Annotated in this window: 16 protein-coding genes; 14 read left to right on the plus strand and 2 right to left on the minus strand. The window is 63.2% G+C overall.

The window, feature by feature from the left end; genetic code table 11:
* Positions 1 to 38: 38 nt before the first annotated feature.
* Positions 39 to 1,106: a glycosyltransferase family 2 protein gene (locus NKH57_RS21205; RefSeq protein ID WP_023760462.1), complete on the minus strand. Its 1,068-nt coding sequence runs from the start codon at positions 1,104 to 1,106 to the stop codon at positions 39 to 41.
* A 609-nt stretch (positions 1,107 to 1,715) separates the two neighbouring features.
* On the opposite strand from NKH57_RS21205, the gene NKH57_RS21210 reads away from it, so the two are divergent.
* From NKH57_RS21210 to NKH57_RS21275, 14 genes are all read left to right on the plus strand, one after another.
* Positions 1,716 to 2,123, plus strand: a complete 408-nt coding sequence (locus tag NKH57_RS21210) for a DUF3168 domain-containing protein (RefSeq protein ID WP_023760461.1) — start codon at positions 1,716 to 1,718, stop codon at positions 2,121 to 2,123.
* Positions 2,124 to 2,297: 174 nt separating this feature from the next.
* A complete protein-coding gene (locus NKH57_RS21215; protein ID WP_023760460.1) occupies positions 2,298 to 2,597 on the plus strand; it encodes a hypothetical protein in 300 nt (99 codons plus the stop codon).
* 72 nt (positions 2,598 to 2,669) lie between these two features.
* The gene (locus NKH57_RS21220) at positions 2,670 to 3,335 is read left to right on the plus strand and encodes a response regulator transcription factor (protein ID WP_023760459.1); all 666 of its coding nucleotides are present in this window, start codon (positions 2,670 to 2,672) and stop codon (positions 3,333 to 3,335) included.
* Positions 3,319 to 4,752, plus strand: coding sequence for an ATP-binding protein (locus tag NKH57_RS21225; RefSeq protein ID WP_352599300.1), 1,434 nt, complete (start codon positions 3,319 to 3,321; stop codon positions 4,750 to 4,752). The genes NKH57_RS21220 and NKH57_RS21225 overlap by 17 nt, the downstream gene beginning before the upstream one ends.
* Positions 4,753 to 4,940: 188 nt before the next feature.
* A complete protein-coding gene (locus tag NKH57_RS21230; protein ID WP_352946935.1) occupies positions 4,941 to 5,378 on the plus strand; it encodes an RT0821/Lpp0805 family surface protein in 438 nt (145 codons plus the stop codon).
* Positions 5,379 to 5,558: 180 nt separating this feature from the next.
* Positions 5,559 to 6,698, plus strand: a complete 1,140-nt coding sequence (ccmI, locus tag NKH57_RS21235; protein WP_352946937.1) for a c-type cytochrome biogenesis protein CcmI — start codon at positions 5,559 to 5,561, stop codon at positions 6,696 to 6,698.
* An 8-nt stretch (positions 6,699 to 6,706) separates the two neighbouring features.
* Entirely contained in the window at positions 6,707 to 7,150 is a 444-nt protein-coding gene (gene ccmE, locus NKH57_RS21240) for a cytochrome c maturation protein CcmE (RefSeq protein WP_352946940.1), read from the plus strand.
* 32 nt (positions 7,151 to 7,182) lie between these two features.
* A complete protein-coding gene (locus NKH57_RS21245) occupies positions 7,183 to 9,174 on the plus strand; it encodes a heme lyase CcmF/NrfE family subunit (RefSeq protein WP_352829832.1) in 1,992 nt (663 codons plus the stop codon).
* Positions 9,171 to 9,638, plus strand: coding sequence for a cytochrome c-type biogenesis protein (locus NKH57_RS21250; protein WP_352829830.1), 468 nt, complete (start codon positions 9,171 to 9,173; stop codon positions 9,636 to 9,638). The genes NKH57_RS21245 and NKH57_RS21250 overlap by 4 nt, the downstream gene beginning before the upstream one ends.
* Before the next feature lie 132 nt (positions 9,639 to 9,770).
* Positions 9,771 to 11,321 carry a Do family serine endopeptidase gene (locus NKH57_RS21255; RefSeq protein ID WP_352946942.1) on the plus strand — a complete coding sequence of 517 codons (1,551 nt, stop codon included), beginning with the start codon at positions 9,771 to 9,773 and terminating at the stop codon, positions 11,319 to 11,321.
* Positions 11,322 to 11,636: 315 nt separating this feature from the next.
* Positions 11,637 to 12,311 carry a response regulator transcription factor gene (locus NKH57_RS21260; RefSeq protein WP_352599287.1) on the plus strand — a complete coding sequence of 225 codons (675 nt, stop codon included), beginning with the start codon at positions 11,637 to 11,639 and terminating at the stop codon, positions 12,309 to 12,311.
* Positions 12,312 to 12,318: 7 nt separating this feature from the next.
* A complete protein-coding gene (locus tag NKH57_RS21265; RefSeq protein ID WP_352829824.1) occupies positions 12,319 to 13,791 on the plus strand; it encodes a sensor histidine kinase in 1,473 nt (490 codons plus the stop codon).
* Positions 13,791 to 16,763 (plus strand): bifunctional [glutamine synthetase] adenylyltransferase/[glutamine synthetase]-adenylyl-L-tyrosine phosphorylase, encoded by a 2,973-nt coding sequence (locus NKH57_RS21270; RefSeq protein WP_352829823.1) that lies wholly within the window; start codon positions 13,791 to 13,793, stop codon positions 16,761 to 16,763. The genes NKH57_RS21265 and NKH57_RS21270 overlap by 1 nt, the downstream gene beginning before the upstream one ends.
* Positions 16,764 to 16,821: 58 nt before the next feature.
* Entirely contained in the window at positions 16,822 to 17,301 is a 480-nt protein-coding gene (locus NKH57_RS21275) for an EF-hand domain-containing protein (RefSeq protein ID WP_352829821.1), read from the plus strand.
* Positions 17,302 to 17,346: 45 nt separating this feature from the next.
* Here the strand turns inward: NKH57_RS21275 and NKH57_RS21280 are convergent, their stop codons facing one another.
* Positions 17,347 to 19,668: a PAS domain-containing sensor histidine kinase gene (locus tag NKH57_RS21280; protein ID WP_023760448.1), complete on the minus strand. Its 2,322-nt coding sequence runs from the start codon at positions 19,666 to 19,668 to the stop codon at positions 17,347 to 17,349.
* Between the last annotated feature and the right edge of the window lie 76 nt (positions 19,669 to 19,744).

The following is a 19,744-nucleotide window of genomic DNA, read 5'->3' on the forward strand; positions in this document are numbered from 1 at the left end:
GGGCAGCGCACCCTCCCGTCCTGCACAAGGGCTTGGGGCTACCCCATCGCGCGGCGTATTGTCCTGGACAGGCGAGCAAGGAATGTCGGTCGGGACGATGCGTCGAGCTTCCACGACAGCACCGCCATGGCCATTTGTCGCGGCAGCATGCCGACAGAAAGGAACCAGGCGGCAAGTACGGCGCGGCGGCGCAGGGACGCCGTCATTTCGAGGCTGGCGACAGCGCCCGCCGCCGCGAGCGCCAGGCGGGAATCGTCGGCGACGGGGTGCCGGTGCCTGTCCGTGCAGAGCGATGCCAGCCGTTCTTCCAGGTGGACAGGATCATGGCGAACAATTTCTGCCGGCACGACGGTCAGGCCGGCCTGCGATACCTGGTCCGACAGCGCCTCCATGCGGTGGAAATCGTGCTCTACCCGCCAGCGTGCCCGCTCGGCGAGCTTTTCACCGAAGACCGAATGGTTGGCGCCGTGGATTCTGTAAGCGCCGACACATTCATCGATGGACTGGACTTGGCCATAGAGCGGCGCCAGCGTCGCAAGATAGCCGTCGGCGCCCTGGCGGAAATCCGGTTCCGGAATCGGCATGATCGATTCCAGGGTCGTCCGGTCAAAGGCCAGCCCGCTGGTTACGGTCGTCTGGTAGCGCCCCTTGCGCAGAAGTTTCGGCATGACATCGCCGCTGTCGAAGGGCAGCTCCGGCGGCGGAAAGACGTCCTTGATGCGTTGCCGGTCATCGACAATGTGCAATCTGGATTGCACCTGGGCGGTTGCCTCGTCCCAGGTGTCGACGATCCTGGAGACGGCTTCCGGATAAAGATAATCGTCGGCGTCGAGGAAGAGGACGATTCTGCCGGAGCTCGCAGCAAAGCCGGTGTTGAAGGCGGCCGCGTGCCCGCCATTTTTTCGTCGCGGACAAGCAAGGATCCTGTCGCCATAGGATTTCATGATGGTCGTGGAATTGTCCTGCGATGCATCGTCGACGACGATCACTTCGACATCGTCGTGGTCCTGCTCCAGGGCGCTGTCGATGCTGCGTTCAAGGAAACGCGCGTAATTGTAGTTCGGAATAATGATGGAAACCGGGATTTTGTGGGGGGTAGACTGCATCGCATTCGACCTCGCATCTTGCTTTGGTTTCGGCGAAGCCCGCTCGTGGGCTGCCTCGTCTTCAAGCTCGCTCCGCGAGTTTCCCGAGGAAAAGCACTCGCCTTTTCGTCGGGGACGGATCGTCACTCGTTCGCGACTTCATGCAAAGCCGCCATCGCCTTCGAGGATCGCGGTGACCGCGGTGCTGACTGAGTCAAGGGTGCCGCCGGCCAGCAAAAGCTCCGACGCTCCGGGTATCGACCAAGCTCGACGGAAATGGTGTCACGTTCGGTCACGGTAGACCGCAACGGACGCCTTGAAGGCACGTTCGATACTGGCCTTCAAATGCGGCTGGAACAAGCCGCTATCCGAAAACGGATGTCCAGACGCGTGGCCAGATGGTGTCAGACAAAACAAACCTCACCGAGACGCGGCCAATCCTGCCTAGATCGCAACGCCGCGCAGCGCCCCTGACGACGTTGTTGGCAAAGTCGTATCGGCATTCATCGATCCGATGACGAATCGCCATCGCCTCCGCGCGTCGAATGGCTATATCTGACACAGTATGCAGAACCCAGGCAGGCTTCCGAAAGGCAATGGTCGGCAGCGCAAAGGCTAGAGGAGAGGACGATGACCGCGCCCGGCGATTTGCAGCAGGCACTGTTTCTGAGGCTCAAAAGCGATGCCTCACTGTCGACCTTGCTGGGCGGCGCCGGATTGCTCGAACGAGCAACCGACAATGCCGCTTTTCCCTACGTGACTTGTGGCCAGACCTCTGCGTTTGACTGGGATACGAGCGCGGAGAACAATAACGACCAACTGGTCACGCTGCATGTCTGGTCGAAAGCCAAGGGGGAAGCCGAAACGCTTGCCATCATGGACGCCATCAAGGCGCGGCTCGCCAATGCGGTGCTGGAGATTGGCCCCCACGGCCAGACACGACTCTCGCTCGAATTCACCGAGGTCCGCCATGACGAGGACCTGCTCGTGCATCACGGGCTGCTGCGTTTTCGCGCGATAACGCAGGAAAGCGCCTGACACGCTTTCAATATGGTCGAAACGGAGTCTAGACTGGAGCCTCGCGGGAAATCACGGTTTGAGGCGGTGAAATCCCAGGTTGACTGTCTCGCGTTGCAGGGGTGTAGCGAGGATGTTTTCGGCGACGTTCACCGTTCATTTCACGTTCAGCACCGATGCGTTACAAACTCGACCATGAAAACGCTTCGCTCCCACCTCCGAACCGCGACACTGGCGCTCTGCGCTGCCGGGCTGTTTGCGTCGCAGGCTGTGGCGATACCGGCCGTCGCGCCCGAACAGGCCAGCCCGATTGTACTGGCGGCGTCCGATTGCTACGCGATCGGTCAACAAGTGGCCGAACAGAATGGCGGAACGCTGGCCAAGGCCTCGCAATCGACGCGCGGCGGCCAGCCTGTCTGTGTCATCGTCGTGCTCGTTCCGGGCAAGGACGGACAACGTCCGCGCCGTTCCGAAATCGTCGTTCCACTGAACTGACCCTTCCGTTTCCCAGGCCGCCGGAATCGGCCTATATCTGACCCTAGCTCTTCAACAGGTATCGAACTCCGCATGCGCGTACTCGTCGTCGAAGATGACAAGGATCTCAATCGGCAAATATCGGATGCACTGGTCGATGCCGGCTACGTCGTCGACCGCGCCTTCGACGGCGAGGAAGGCCACTTCCTCGGCGACACCGAGCCCTACGATGCCGTCGTGCTCGACATCGGCCTGCCGCAGATGGATGGCATCAGCGTCGTCGAGCGCTGGCGGCGCGGCGGCCGCAAAATGCCTGTGCTGATGCTGACGGCGCGCGACCGCTGGAGCGACAAGGTCTCCGGTATCGATGCCGGCGCCGACGACTATGTCACCAAGCCGTTCCACATCGAGGAGGTGCTGGCGAGGGTTCGGGCCCTGATCCGGCGCGCTGCCGGCCATGCCTCGTCCGAACTGACCTGCGGACCGTTGCGCCTCGACACCAAGGCGTCCAAGGCCGATGTCGACGGCGTGCCGCTGAAACTGACGTCGCACGAATTCCGCCTGCTTGCCTATCTGATGCACCATATGGGCGAGGTCGTCTCGCGCACGGAACTGGTCGAGCATCTCTATGATCAGGATTTCGACCGCGATTCCAACACTATCGAGGTCTTTGTCGGGCGTCTTCGCAAGAAGATGAGCATCGACATGATTGAAACCGTGCGTGGCATGGGCTACCGCATGCGTGAGCCGGAGGCGTAACTCGGAACCGCTCAAACCAACCGCAAGGACGCCGCTTTCGCTGCGTTTGTGGCCGCGTTCGCTGACGTTCCGCGTCATCGCCTTTTCCACTGTCTGGGCGATCGTGACGCTCGTCGTCATATTCACCCTGATCACCACACTCTATCGCCAGGCCAGCGAGCGCGGCTTCGACAGCCTGCTTTCGGCGCATCTGTTCAATTTGATCGGCTCCATCGGTATTTCCGACAACGGTGCGCTCACCGGTGCGCCCGACCTCGGCGATCTCCGCTTCTCGGAGCCGAATTCGGGCTGGTACTGGTCGGTAGAGCCCGCCTCGGAAGGCGTACATGGCGATCTTCACTCGTCGTCGATGACGCGCAAAATCCCATCGCCTGATGTCGCCGAGGTGCCCTTCAACGCCAGCTTCCAGCGCAGCTATCCGACCGAAGGCATCGATGGCGAGCAACTCGAAGTGTTCGAGAGCGAATTCGTTCTCGATTCCAAGAACCGCGCCGCGCGCTTCCGCGTCATGGGCAACCAGAGCGAACTCGAACAGGAAATCGCCAGCTTCCAACGCCGCCTGCTGACCTATCTCAGCCTGTTCGGCGTCGGCATGATCGCCATCAACGCGATTGCCATCCTGCTCGGCCTGCAGCCGCTGCGCCGGGTGAGGAATGCGCTTGCCATGGTGCGCGAGGGCACCGCGCAGAGGCTCGACGGCCAGTTCCCGGCCGAGATCGAACCGCTTGCCAACGAAACCAATGCGTTGATCGAAAACAACAGGCGCATCGTCGAGCGGTCGCGAACCCAGGTCGGCAATCTCGCCCATTCGCTGAAGACGCCGCTCGCGGTGCTGCTCAATGAGGGCCGGGCGCTTGGAGGAGCCAAGGGACAGCTGATCGCCGAACAAGCCGCTTCCATGCAGAAGCAGGTCGAGCACTATCTACAGCGCGCCCGCGTCGCGGCGCAGCGCGACAGCGTCGTCTTCCGCACGCCCGTGACGCCGCTGGTGCAGCGCATGGTGCGGGTTCTGCAGAAGCTCAATCCGCAGACAAATCTGTCGCTGTCGTTGCCTGCGACCGAAATCGTCTTCGCAGGCGAGCGCGAGGACCTTGAGGAGTTGATCGGCAATCTGCTCGAAAACGCGATGAAATGGGCAAAAAGCGCGGTGTTGGTCTCGGTCGTGCCTTTGACTGGCAAGGATGATCCGGCCGGCCTGTTTGAGATCGATATCGAGGATGACGGCCCTGGCATTCCAGATGACAAGGCGCGCGAGGCGCTGAAGCGCGGACGGCGTCTGGATGAGACAAAGCCCGGAACAGGTCTCGGGCTGGCCATTGTCGCCGACCTCGTCAACGAGTATGGAGGCGTCCTGGCGCTCGAACGGTCCGGCATGGGCGGATTGAAGGCGGTGGTGCGATTGCGGAGCCTTCAGTGATGTTCAGGCACGGCCATTCGACATTGATGAACGGGGCATGTTATGGCGGCATGTCGATTGGTCCCGGATTGGCCGGCAGCGGCCAAATTTCAGACAAATCTCAATACTATGGCAGCGCCAACTTCTCCGATGACGCGGCCTTCGGCCTATCCATAGCAGGCTCCAACTCAAGAACACCGGTTGTTGGCATGAAGATTCGCGTCGCGCTTATTTCCGCATTGCTGGGCGTTTCCGGCTGCACCACCCTGAGCGGCAAGGGGCCGACCGTAGCAGTGACACCGGCCTCGACGCCTCCTTCCAGCGGCAAGGTCACCGCGACGATCATTTCGGCGATGGGCGGCGGCCTCATCGGCGGGTCGATCGGCGCCGGCCTCAGCGAGACCGAGAAGCGCAGTGCGCTCGAGGCTGAATACAAGGCGCTCGAATACACGACCAGCGGCCAGAAGGTAACGTGGAAAGGCGCCCAGGCTTCGCGCTATGGCGAGGTGGTTCCGGCACAACCCTATCGCGTCGGTTCGCAGGATTGCCGCCAGTATACGCAGACGGTTTTCACCGGCGGCGCCGGCGTGACGGCGCGTGGAACCGCTTGCCGTAACACCAACGGCAGTTGGACGCCGCTGACCTGACGGTGCATGTCGCTCGACCGCGCAGCGGTTTTAGAACGACGACATGCACAGAAACTGAGACGGGGTCCGGCTGGTATCCGGTCGGTTGACGTCGATCAAGGACATGCGGCGCGCCTGCCGTCAAAGCGTCGCAGGAAGCCTGTGTTGGCACGGCAGAACTCTGCCATTATTGGAAGAACCATGCTGTTCTGGGTCATAGCCGCAATTCTCACGCTGGGTGCAAGCCTGGCGGTGCTGCTGCCGCTGGCCGCCAGCTCGAAGGGCGCGTCGTCGAGCAGCGATCACGATCTCGAAGTCTATCGCGACCAGTTATCCGAGCTTGACCGCGACGCTGCGCGTGGCTTGATCCAGCCGGGGGAAGCTGCCGAAGCGCGCGCCGAGATCGCTCGCCGCATCCTTCGCCTCGACAATGCGGCAGCGGCGGCCAAGGCGTCCGTTGGCCGAATTTCGGTAACGGCAAGGCTGGTCGCCACCGCGGCCGTTCTGGCGGTGCCGCTGGTCAGTTGGGGCCTTTACAGTCAGCTCGGCTCACCCGATTTGCCGTCGCAACCACTCAGCGAGCGGTTGGCCAAGAACCCGGCCGACAGTTCGGTCGACGAATTGGTGGCGCGGGCCGAAGCCCATCTTGCTGCCAATCCTTCCGATGGCAGGGGCTGGGATGTGCTCGCGCCAGTCTATCTGCGCATGCAACGCTTTTCCGACGCGGCGGCGGCCTATCGCAACGCTATCCGCCTCGATGGCGACAGCGCCGTTCGCCAGGCCGGTCTTGGCGAGGCGGTCGCCGGTGCGGCAGGCGGCATCGTCTCGGCCGATGCACAGAAGGCCTTCGAGGCGGCCTTGGAGCTCGACCCGGCCAATTCGAAGGCGAGCTTCTATCTGGCGATGGCGCTGGCGCAGGAGGGCCGCACCAAGGAGGCGGCCACAGCCTGGCGGGCAATGTTGGGCAAGCTGCCGCCGGAGTCGCCATGGCGCAGTGCGGTCGAGCAGGCGCTGGCCAGGTCCGGCAGTCCCGCAGTCGCTTCCGGCGGCGCCACCAACGGTCCCGATGCCGGCGATATCGACGCTGCATCGTCGATGTCTCCCGCTGATAGGGAAGCGATGATCAGCACTATGGTCGCCCGCCTCGACGACAAGCTGCGGCAAAATCCGCGCGATCCGGAAGGTTGGATGCGCCTCGTTCGTTCCTATGTCGTGCTGGGCAAGGCCGATCTGGCACGTCAGGCGCTCGGTCGCGCCATTGCCGTCTTTGGAGCCGACAGTGACGAAGCGAAAAAATTCACCGCCTTTGCCGCCTCGCTTGGCCTGACGGCAACGGAGTAGAACAAGACATGACGCGCAAGCAGAAACGATTGTCGGTGATCGCGGGCGGACTGGCTTTCCTTGGCGCCGCCACCGGGCTGACCTTCTATGCGCTTGGCCAGAAGGCGTCCTATTTCTATATGCCGGCTGATCTGACCACCGCCAGTGTCCAGCCTGGCCAGCGCATCAGGCTGGGCGGGCTGGTTGAAAAAGGCACGATCCAGCGCGGGCAGGGGGCGACCGTCGGGTTTTCGGTCACCGATACGCACAAATCGGTCAAGGTCACCTATACGGGCATCCTGCCCGATCTTTTCCGCGAAGAGCAGGGCGTGATCACCGAGGGCACATTCGGCCCGGACGGCGTCTTCGTTGCCGACAGCGTGCTCGCCAAGCATGATGAGCGCTATATGCCCAAGGACGTGGCCGACGGCCTGAAGGCCAAGGGCATCTGGCAGGAGAGCAAGAGTGAATAGCTCTGGCAGGAGAGCAAGAGTGAATTACAGCCATGGTTGAAACCGGACATTTCGCCTTGGTCCTGGCGTTTGCGCTGTCGCTTGTGCAGACGCTCGTGCCGCTGTTTGGCGCACGTCTGAACAACCAGCGCCTGATGGCGGTCGGTGGGCCAGTCGCGGTGACCGGCTTTGCCCTGACGGCGCTGTCCTTCGTGGCGTTGGCGAGCGCTTACGCAAGCTCTGATTTCTCGGTGGCGAGTGTGTGGGAAAACTCGCATTCGCTGCAACCGCTGATCTACAAGATCACCGGAACCTGGGGCAATCACGAAGGCTCGATGCTGCTCTGGGTGCTGATCCTGACCTTCTTCGGCGCCCTTGTCGCCGCCTTCGGGTCAAATCTGCCGGCGACGCTGCGCGCCAACGTGCTTGCCGTGCAGGGTGCCATCGGCGCCGCCTTCTTCCTGTTCATCCTGGCGACGTCCAATCCGTTCATCCGGCTCAATCCGGCGCCGATCGAGGGCCGCGATCTCAACCCGATCCTCCAGGATCTCGGCCTCGCCATCCACCCGCCCTTCCTCTATCTCGGCTATGTCGGCTTCTCGATCTGCTTTTCCTTTTCGGTCGCCGCTCTCATCGAAGGACGCATCGACGCGTCCTGGGCACGCTGGGTGCGGCCGTGGACGTTGGTCGCCTGGATGTTCCTGACCGGCGGAATCGCCATGGGATCCTACTGGGCCTACTACGAACTCGGTTGGGGCGGTTTCTGGTTCTGGGATCCGGTCGAGAACGCCTCCTTCATGCCGTGGCTGTCCGGCACAGCGCTGCTCCATTCGGCGATCGTCATGGAAAAGCGCTCGGCGCTGAAGATCTGGACGCTGCTGCTCGCCATCCTCACCTTTTCGCTGTCGCTGCTCGGCACGTTCCTGGTGCGTTCGGGCGTCTTGACTTCGGTCCACGCCTTCGCCACCGATCCGACACGCGGCGTCTTCATCCTGTGCATCCTGACACTGTTCATCGGCGGCTCGCTGGCGCTGTTTGCGTTGCGCGCCTCGCGTCTGACGGCCGGCGGCCTGTTTCACCCGATTTCGCGCGAAGGCGCGCTCGTCCTCAACAACCTGTTCCTGACCACGGCAGCCGCGACCGTGCTCGTCGGCACGCTCTATCCGCTTGCCGTCGAGGCCTTTTCAGCCGACAAGATCTCGGTCGGCGCGCCGTTCTTCAACCTCACCTTCGGACCCTTGATGGTGCCGCTGCTGCTGGTGGTTCCGTTCGGGCCGCTGCTGGCCTGGAAGCGCGGCGATGTTTTCGCCGTCGCGCAGCGGCTGATGGTGGCGTTCGCCGCGGCCCTCCTGGCAACGCTGGTCACCGCTTTGTTCATCGACGGCGCGTCGGTGTTTGCGGCCCTGGGCGTCGGCCTCGCCGTCTGGCTGATCCTCGGGGCGCTCACTGACCTTGCCGTCAAATCGGGCTTTGGCAATGTTGCGCCGGGGATCGTGGTCAGGCGCCTGCTCGGCCTGCCGCGCTCGGTTTTCGGCACCGCCTTCGCTCATCTTGGCCTTGGCCTGACCACGCTCGGCATCGTCGGCACGCTTTGCTTCGGCACCGAGAAGATCCTGTCGATGCATGCCGGCGAGACCGTCGAACTCTCCGGCCATACGGTGCGTTTCGTCGGGCTTTATCCGGCCCAGGGGCCGAACTACAGCGAGGATCGCGGCCGCTTCGAGCTGATCGGCGTCAGCGGCAGTCCTGTTGGCGAAATCAGCTCCGCCAAGCGGTTTTATCCGGTGCGGCAGATGACGACGACTGAATCCGGCATCAGGACGATCGGTCTCTCTCAGCTCTACCTCTCGCTTGGCGACGAGGGCAATGACGGTTCCGTCGTGGTGCGTCTGTGGTGGAAGCCGCTGGTGACGTTGATCTGGGGCGGCGGCCTGGTGATGATGGCGGGCGCGGCGATGTCGCTGATGGACCGGCGCCTTCGCGTCGGCGCGCCGTCGCGGCGACGCAAGCAAGCGAGCGCGGTAACATCCGCGGGCCCGCCATGAGCACACGGCTTTCGCTGACCTCGATCGTCCTGCTGTTGGCGCTGTTCTTCGCCGGCACGGCAATGGCGGTGAAGCCTGACGAGATGCTGCCCGATCCGGCGCTCGAGGCACGAGCGCGGGCGCTGTCGGAGGGCCTGCGCTGCATGGTCTGCCAGAACCAGTCGATCGACGAATCCGACGCCGACCTTGCCCGTGACCTGCGCATCCTTGTGCGCCAGCGCCTCGTCGCCGGCGATACCGACCAGCAGGTGATGGATTACGTCGTCTCCCGCTATGGCGAGTTCGTGCTGCTGAAGCCGCGTTTCGATCTGCGCAATGCGTTGTTGTGGGGCACGCCAGTCCTGCTGTTGCTGGTGGGAGGCGTTTTCATCGTGCTGACCGCGCGGTCGCGCCGCACGCTGGCCACAAAATCCCTCTCCGCCGAAGAGCAGGCATCGTTGGACGCAATATTGCGCCGCGACTGACGCCGCGGTCGCTGCTGAACATTACCAAAGTTTCATGTGTCGGAAATGGCGCTGTAATGTGCGCCTCTCTAATTCTCTCTTCCCGAGGATGCCGATCACGCAGCGTCCATTTGAAAAGAGGATACGAGAACCATGAATATTGCCCCCAATTCATATTCCGTCACCCGCAAGCGTCTCATGGCTGCCGTCGCGTCCATCGCGGTGGCCGGTGCGATCGGCGTCGGCGCGTTGACCAGTGGAACCAGCCCTGTTCTGGCCGACGCCGTGCGCATCGAGGCGCCGCAGGTGCCAGGCTTCGCCGATGTCGTCGAGCGCGTTTCTCCCGCCGTTGTCAGCGTCAAGGTAAAGGCCAAGATCAGCCCGGCGGCCGATGATGGCTCAGACCAGTCCGACGATCCGGACGGCATGAACAACATGCCCGATAACCCGCAGCTGCGCCGCTTCTTCAAGGAATTCCGCGGCTTTGGCGACCAGAACGGTCAGGACGGTAACAGGCGTTTCAGCCACCGCGACCACAATAACGACCAGCCGCGGCCGGTTGCGCAGGGATCCGGCTTCTTCATCTCCGATGACGGCTATCTCGTCACCAACAACCATGTCGTTTCGGAAGGCTCGGCCTTCACCGTGGTGATGAATGACGGCAAGGAACTCGATGCCAAGCTGATTGGCACCGACCCGCGCACCGATCTCGCCGTGCTCAAGGTCGATGGTGTCGGCAAGTTTACCTATGTCGACTTCGCGGATGATTCCAAGGTCCGCGTTGGCGACTGGGTGGTGGCCGTCGGCAATCCGTTCGGCCTCGGCGGCACCGTCACCGCCGGCATCGTCTCGGCCCGCGGCCGCGACATTGGCGCCGGCCCTTATGACGACTTCATCCAGATCGATGCGTCGGTCAACCGTGGCAATTCGGGTGGCCCGACCTTCAACCTCAACGGCCAGGTCGTCGGCATCAACACCGCGATCTTCTCGCCGTCTGGCGGCAGCGTCGGCATCGCCTTCGACATTCCCGCTTCGACCGCCAAACAGGTCGTTCAGGACCTGATGAAGAGTGGTTCGGTGCAGCGCGGCTGGCTCGGCGTCGAAATCCAGCCGGTCACGTCCGACATCGCCGAATCGCTCGGTCTGAAGTCCAACAACGGCGCGCTGGTTTCCAGCGCCCAGGACAACGGCCCCGGCAAGAAGGCCGGTATCACCGCCGGTGACGTGATCACCCAGGTCGACGGCAAGGACGTTGCTTCGCCGAAGGAACTGGCACGCCTGATCGGCGCCTTTTCGCCCGGCAAATCTGTCGACGTCACGGTGTGGCGCGACGGCAAGAGCCAAACGGTCAAGGTCGATCTCGGCACTCTACCGACCAGTGACAAGCAGGCATCAGCCGACCAGCCGCAGCCGCCCGCTCCGGCCAAGCCCGACACTCTGGCCGATCTCGGCCTGACCGTCACCAAGTCCGAAAACGGCAAGGGGCTTGTGGTGACCGACGTCGACCCCGACAGCGATGCCGCCGATCGTGGTATCCAGCCAGGCGACGTCATCACATCAGTCAATTCGACCGAGGTGAACGGCACAGACGACGTCACCAAGGCGATGACCGACGCAGTCAAATCCGGCCGCAAGGCGGTGCTGATGCAGATAACCCGCGACGACACCAATCGTTTCGTCGCACTGCCCGTCGCCAAGGGCTGACGCTGTTCGACTTTTCCCGTGCGGCCGTTTCAAACACCCCCGAGCCGCCGCACGGGAAAGCGTGGAGGAGCGCGTTAGTCAGTCATCGTGCTCTCCCCCGGCGGCAGCGGGCTCCCATCGCCCGCTGCCGCACTATCGTCTGAAAGCCTGATATTTCGGCTGAAAGCGTTCCGGCGGTCTTGGCGCAACCACAACGGGGACAAGGACTTTATCGCGTACGGCTTCGGATGATCTTGATCTCGATGCGCTTTGGCAAAGGCCACAATGCAGATGTCTGCCACTCAACGTTCCGGCGAAATCGCGTATAACAGTCCTATGAAGATTCTCGTCATAGAAGACGATCGCGAGGCTGCGGATTACTTGCAGAAAGCCTTTACCGAGGCCGGTCACACCGCGCATGTCGCCGGTGACGGCGAAACCGGCTTCGCGCTCGCCGATGCCGGCGACTACGACGTGATGGTCATCGACCGGATGATGCCGCGCCGTGACGGCCTGTCGGTCATTGCCGGTCTGCGATCCAGGGGCAACACGACCCCGGTGCTGATCCTGTCGGCGCTCGGCGAAGTCGATGACCGGGTCACCGGCCTGCGCGCCGGCGGCGACGACTACCTGACCAAGCCCTATGCCTTTTCCGAGCTTCTGGCCCGCGTCGAGGTGCTGAACCGCCGCGCCAGCGCCAAGGAAGCCGAAACCGTCTACCGCGTCGGCGATCTCGAACTCGACAGGCTGTCGCATTCGGTCCGTCGCGCGGGGCGCGAGATCACGCTGCAGCCACGTGAATTCCGCCTGCTAGAGTATCTGATGCGCCATGCCGGCCAGGTGGTGACGCGCACCATGCTGCTCGAAAATGTCTGGGACTATCATTTCGATCCACAGACCAATGTCATTGACGTCCATGTCTCGCGGCTGCGCGGCAAGATCGAGAAGGGCTTCGACAAGCCCATCCTGCATACGGTTCGCGGCGCCGGCTACATGCTGAAGAGCAGTTAGCGGCGGCATGGCTCTTTCCGTGCCAGCCATCATGAAGACGACGGCAGCGCGGCTTTCGGCGCTCTATCTCCTGCTCTTCGCGCTCTGCGCGGTGGCGCTCGTCTTCTACATGACCTCCCTATCGGCGCGCATGCTGACGGCGCAGACCCAGGACACCATCAATGACGAGGTGCTCGGTCTGGCTCGCGCCTATCAACGCGGCGGCCTGCCGGTGCTGGTCCGTGTGGTCGAGGCGCGCTCGCGCCAGCCCGGCGCAAACCTCTATCTGATCGCCGACGCCAACGGCCAGATTCTGACCGGCAATGTGCAGAGCCTTGAACCAGGCGTTCTCGAAACCGAAGGTTGGACCAGCAGCCCGTTCTCCTATCAGCGCTTTGGCGAAGGAGAGCTCGAGCGTCTGCGCAATCTGCCCGCCGAGCAGGGTACCAACCAAACCGAGCAGAACGACCCGCAGGCCCAGGGCGAAACGGGCCACAATGCCATTGCGCTGGTGCTGCGGCTGCCAAATCAGATGATCATGCTGGTCGGCCGTGACCTCGGTGAGCCGGAGCGTTTTCGCGCCGTGATCCGTCGCGCCCTGATGCTGGCGCTCGGCATGATGGGGCTTGGCGGGCTGCTGATTTGGTTCTTCGTCGGCCGCGCGGCGCTGAAGCGCATCGACAGTGTGTCGGAGGCCAGCCGCCGCATCATGGGTGGCGACCTGACCGGCCGGCTGCCGGTGACCGGGACCGGCGACGAGTTCGACCGGCTTTCCGAAAACCTCAATGTGATGCTGGCCAGGATCGCCACGCTCAACGAAGGCTTGAAGCAGGTTTCTGACAACATCGCGCATGATCTGAAGACGCCGCTGACGCGGCTGCGCAACCGGGCAGAAGCGGCGCTTTCGGGCAAGCACAAGACCGCCGACTACCGTCAGGCACTGGAAGGCACCATCGCCGAGTCCGACCAACTGATAAAGACCTTCAATGCCATCCTGATGATCTCCCGGCTTGAGGCTGGCTACTCCTCGGAGAACATCGACCGCGTCGATCTTTCCGAGGCCGTTCGCGATGTCGTCGAACTCTACGAGCCGGTGGCGGAGGAGGCGGGCGTCTCGCTTAAGACCGACGTGCGGGAGACGGTTTTCGTCAATGGCAACCGCGAACTGATCGGCCAGGCGCTGTCGAACATCGTCGACAACGCCATCAAATATTCGACTGACGCCGCTCAGCCGGCTGTGCGCGTAGCCCTCGAGCGAGCCGGCACGGATGTTCGGCTCTCGGTCATCGACAATGGCCACGGCATCCCCGACGACGCCGACCGTGCCCGCGCGACGGAACGTTTCGTGCGGTTGGAAAAAAGCCGATCGCAGCCGGGTTCCGGCCTTGGCCTCAGCCTCGCCAAGGCCGTCATGACGTTCCACAATGGCCGGCTTGATCTCTCGCCCGGCAATCCTGGACTGTCTGTGGTCATGAGTTTCCCGGCACGGGAGGATCACTGATGAGCACGGCTGCGAGGGTGACGGACTGGCTGCTGAAGCCGGCGATCAGTCTTGCCCCGTTAGACGAGGACCGGGCGCGGCAAGAAATGGCCGAGATCGCCTCCGCCGCAGGCGAAGAGGGGCTGACAAGGCTGGCCAAGTTCCTGGCCCGTAAAGGGGAGGGCCAGGATCTCTTGGCAGCCATCTTCGATCTGTCGCCCTTCCTGCGCGATACGGCACGTCGCCGGCCACGGATTCTAGATGGGCTGTTCGAGCAGACGGTCGAGGTAAGGCTGAAAGCGATCGGCGCCACCATCGACCAGGCGCCATTGGCCGAGGAGGTATCGGAAGCCGGGCTCATGAGCGAACTTCGCCAGTGCAAGGCCGAGGCACATTTCCTGATCGCGCTGGCTGATCTTGCCGGCGAGGCCGAAACGGCGCTGACGGTTCGGCGGTTGAGCGACCTTGCCGATGCTTGCACCCGTGCGGCCGTCGACTTCCTGCTGCGCGACGCGCATGGCCAGGGCAAGCTCAAACTGCCGGATCTCGACAGGCCATCGAAGAAATCGGGCTGGATCCTGCTCGGCATGGGCAAGCTTGGCGCGCACGAGCTGAATTTCTCCTCTGACATCGATCTCGTGGTTTTCTTCGATCCGGAAGCGCCGGCCGTGATCGATCCGCTCGACGCCACCGAATTGTTTTCCCGCCTGACGCGCCGCCTGGTTCGTATCCTGCAGGATCGCACCGAGCACGGTTATGTTTTCCGCACCGATCTGAGGCTGCGCCCCGATCCGGGTTCAACCCCGCTGGCGATCCCAGTCGAGGCCGCACTACGCTACTATGAAGCGCGCGGCCAGAACTGGGAGCGCGCCGCCATGGTCAAGGCGCGTCCGGTGGCCGGTGACCTGGCCGCGGGCGCCTCCTTCCTCAAGGAGCTCCAGCCCTACATCTGGCGCAAATACATGGACTACGCGGCGATTGCCGACGTCCATTCGATCAAGCGACAGATCCACGCCCACAAGGGTCATGGCGAGATCGCCGTCAAGGGCCACAACGTAAAGCTCGGGCGCGGCGGTATCCGCGAAATCGAGTTCTTCGTCCAGACCCAGCAGCTCATCGCCGGCGGACGCTTTCCGGAACTGCGTGGCCGCGAGACCGTGCCGATGCTCGGCCAGCTCGCGGCGCGTGGCTGGATCACCACCGATGCGCGTGACGCGCTGGCGCGCCAGTACTGGTTCCTGCGCCGTGTCGAACATGCCGTGCAGATGGTTGCCGACGAGCAGACGCACACGCTGCCGGATGACGATGAGGGGCTGGAGCGAATCGCCCGCATGCTGGGTTTTGCCGATTCTGCTGCCTTTTCCCAAGCGTTCCGCGCTTCGCTGCAGCAGGTCGAACGCCATTACGCGGCACTCTTCGAAACCGCGCCGGAACTCTCAACCGGCATCGGCAATTTGGTCTTCACCGGCGATGTCGACGATCCCGATACGTTGCGGACCTTGCACGGTCTCGGCTTTCAGCGACCAAGCGACATCTGCCGCGTCATTCGCGGCTGGCATTTCGGCCGCTATCGCGTCACCCAGTCGGCGGAGGCACGCGAGCGGCTGACGGAACTGACGCCGGCGCTGTTGCGGTCCTTTGGCCAGACGCGCAGGGCTGATGAGGCCCTGTTGCGCTTCGATGAGTTTCTCGCTGGCCTGCCGGCCGGCATCCAGCTGTTTTCCCTGCTGCAGTCCAATCCGGCCCTGCTCAAGCTTTTGGCGACAATCATGGGTGCGGCACCCCGGCTGGCAGCGATCATCACGCGCCGGCCGCATGTTTTCGACGGTTTGCTGGATCCGGCCTTGCTGACGGAGCTGCCGGACCGCGCCTATCTGTCGGCGCGGCTTTCCGCCTTCGTCGAGGGCGACCGGCCGTATGAGGACGTGCTCGACCGGCTGCGCATATTTGCCTCCGAGCAGAAATTCCTGATCGGTGTGCGGCTGCTGGCCGGCTCGATCGACCCGGTGCGCGCCGGCCACGCCTTTTCCGACCTGGCAGATCTTACCATCGAGGCGGCGCTGCAGGCGGTGACAACCGAATTCGCAGCGCGCCACGGCACGATTGCCGGGGGCGTGGTTTCCCTGCTCGGCCTGGGCAAACTCGGCAGCCGAGAGTTGACCGCCGGCTCGGATGTCGACCTGATCCTGCTCTACGACCACGCACCGGATGCCGAGGAATCCGATGGCGATAAGCCGCTGGCGCCTTCGCATTACTACACCCGCATGACGCAGCGGCTGATCGCGGCGGTGTCCGCGCCGACGGCGGAGGGCGTTCTCTACGACCTCGACCTGCGCTTGCGGCCATCGGGCAACAAGGGTCCGGTGGCCACCCATATCGATGCCTTCAAGAAGTACCAGCGCCAGGAGGCTTGGACGTGGGAGCACATGGCGCTTTCGCGGGCGCGTGCCATTGCCGGCGACGCCAGCCTGTGCAGCGAGGTCGAGGCGGAAGTGGCGGCGGTGCTCGGCCAACCGCGCGATGCGGCAAAAGTGATGGCCGAGGCCTCGGACATGCGCGCCATGATCGAAAAGGAAAAGCCGCCACGCGATCTCTGGGACATCAAACTGATCCCCGGCGGCCTCATCGATCTCGAATTCATCGCTCAGGTGGCTGTGATCACCGGGCAGGTCGAGGCCGGGTTACGTGCCCCGGCCGTGCCAATTGCACGCGCCACCGGTACGGCCGAGATCCTGTCGCATCTGGCGCCGGGTTTCGCCGATGCCGGGGTCAGGCAGGAGCTTGGCGATGCCTATGCGCTCTATCTGGCACTGACCCAGATGACGCGGCTGTGCCTCACCGGAGCCTTCGAGCGCGACGATGTTCCGCCCGGGCTTTCGGATCTGCTTCTGGCGGTGACAGACCTGCCGGATTTCGGTGTGCTGGAAGCACATCTCAAAGAGACGTCGCAAAAGGTCAGGAAAGATTTCGACCTTTTGCTTCGTACGGGATGATCGCGACGAGCGGCTGTCTCGGACCGCATCGGGGGTGACGATGCAACAGGAGAAGACCATGAGAAAGACAACCAAACTTGCCCTTGCCTTCCTAGCCTTGGCCGGTGCTGTCGGCTCCGCGGCCTACGCCGAAAACAATGTCAGCGCAAAAATGCGCGAGGGCACGATGATGCGACTCAACAAGGCGATGAAGGATTCGAACGGCACCATCACCTTCGACCAGTTCTCCGACGCCATGAACGCTCGGCTGAAGAAACTCGTCGCCGACAATGGCGGCAAGCTGACCGTCGCCCAGCTCGCCGAGGCGCTGGAGAAGGCGCGCTTCGAGCAGATGGCCAAACGCATCATCGCCCGCTACGACACCAAGGGCGACGGCACCCTGACGGCAGACGACATCGCCGGTCGGGAGAAGAAAATCTTTGCGATGCTCGACAGGAACAATGACGGCAAGATCGAAAAGGGCGAATTGCCGAAGGGCGGCCGCTTCGGCCGCCACCGCCAATGGAGTGACGACGGCGAAGACAGCGATATGCAGTGAGGCTGTCTGGAGTAGGCTCCGGCGGTGCAGGCCGGAGCCTGCTGCTCAGGCCGCGGCCCTGATCGCCGACGCGGCTTTCTTCACCGGAATGCGCACCGATACGATCGTGCCGACACCTTCGGTCGAACGGATCTTCAGCGCGCCGCCCTGGAGTTCAGCCAGCGAGCGCGAGATGGCGAGGCCAAGGCCGGACCCGGCGTGACTCTTGGAGAACTGGTTCTGCACCTGTTCGAAGGGCCGTCCGAGTTTGCCGAGCGCATCCTTGGGGATGCCGCAGCCATTGTCCTCGATCGTCAGCACCAGCGCGGCGGACGTGTTGCGGGCCCTGACCGATATGTGGCCTCCCTGGCCGGTGAATTTCACCGCATTGGACAAAAGGTTGATGACGATCTGCTTGATCGCACGGCGGTCGGCGATCAGCGTCAGCGCGTCGGCGATGCGGGTTTCCACGGTGATGGCCTTTTGCGCCGCCTGCAACGATACGACGCGAACGGTTTCGCTGATCAGCGGGCCGAGGTCGATCTCTTCGCGGTCCAGCGAGAACTGGCCAGCCTCGATCTTGGACATGTCGAGAATGTCGTTGATGACGCCCAGCAGATATTTGCCGCTGCTGTTGATGTCGGTCGCGTACTCCTCGTAGCGCTCCGATCCGAGCGGGCCGAACAGCCCCTGTTCCATCAGTTCGGAGAAGCCGATGATCGCGTTCAGCGGCGTGCGCAACTCATGCGACATGTTGGCCAGGAACTCGGACTTGGCCCGGTTCGCCGCCTCGGCGCGTTCGGTTTCCTTCATATATTTGCGGTTGAGGTCGACCAGTTCGCGCGACCGCTCCTCTTCCGCCCGCCGCGCGAGGCTGAGATCATGGATCGTCGCCATCAGCCGGCGCTCGCTGTCGACCAGCTTCTCCTGGTGCAGCTTGATCTGGGTGATATCTGAACCGACGGCGACGATGCCGCCATCCCTGGTCTTCAGTTCGTTGACCTGCAGCCAGCGGCCATCGGCCAGCTGCCGCTCGAAAGTGGCGCCGCCTTGCAGTCCGCTGGTGTTGGCAAGCCGCCGCTCGGAAGCAAAGGCCTGCATGCGTTCTTCAAGAGCCGCTCGTGTGACGCCCGGCATCACGTCGCGGTCCGAAAGCCCGTTGTCCTGCTGGTATTTGGAATTGCACATGATCAGGCGCTGCGCCGAATCCCACAGCACGAAGGATTCGTTGATGTTCTCGATCGCTGTTCTGAGGCGAAGGTCGGCGGCCTCGGAACGCAGCGCCAGATGACGCTGTTCGGTGACGTCTACGGCGATCCCGATCAGCTGGATCTCCGGCGCTTCCGGATCGATGACTTGTGCGCGTGCGCGCATCCAGACCCATTGGCCGTCGGCATGCCGCATCCGGAACACCTGGTCTATGTGGTCGATCTCTCGTGCGACAATTCTATTGGCAAGCTCGAACAGGTCGCCGTCCTCGGCGTGGATGATCTGATCGACCTCTCCGAAGGACAGCATCGTGTCGCAGGGCTTGTAGCCGAGCATGTCATACATCGATCGCGACCAGTACATCTTGCCGCGCACCATATCCCAGTCCCACAGGCCGCAGCGGCCGCGAACCAGTGCCATGTCAATGCGCTGATGCGCTTCGAGGTAGATGCGGTCAGCCGCCTGTGCGCGCGCTGCCTGGCCGAAATAGGCATAGAGAATGACGATCAGCACACCGGCCGTCAGCACGAACAGGGTGACGTTCAGCGAAACAGTCTTGCGCCAGGCTTCGAAAACCGCGTCCTGTGGCACCAGGGCCGCCGCAGCACCCTTCTGGCCATTTGCCAGGCTGACCGCCGCATACCAGTCCCGTCCGTCAATGTTAACTTCCATGACGCCGGCGCGATCGCCGAACATGAACAAGGGTTGGCCGCCCTCGACGAGGCCGTCGAGCGAATGGCCTTGCCATGGGGTCGAGCGCGGCGTCACCGCGATGATCTTGAAAGCACCGTCGGTGATGACGAGCACATGGCTGCGGCCCATCGCACCCTGACGGCTTGTGGTCTCCAGCAGATCCTGGATGGCGCCAGGCACCGTGTCCGAGGTGGTGGCGAGCGAACTGGCCAGTTGGCCCGCCGCCAGCGTCAGGATCGCCTTGGCATTGCGCTCGACATCGTCGCGCTCGTTCAGCAGCGACAGTACGCGCAGCGCCGCGATGACGATCAGGAAGGTGATGATGAGGACGGGTATCGATCGGCGCAGCAGCGGTTCGGCGGCCAGAAGTCGTCGGTACGCCGGTTCGGCGATGAGCCGCGTATTCCCGGCAAGACCGTCGCTGCGCGTCTCGCGATGCGCAAAAGCCGTCCCTTCGGGCGCGCCCCACGCGTCCGCCTTCGCCATAAATGGCACTCCCCGAATTTGCCTATGCTGCTTTGATCCGGCAAACGCCGCACATCCGAATCGTCAGTAAAGAATC

This window comes from Mesorhizobium sp. M1050 (assembly GCF_040318715.1).
Classification (GTDB): domain Bacteria; phylum Pseudomonadota; class Alphaproteobacteria; order Rhizobiales; family Rhizobiaceae; genus Mesorhizobium.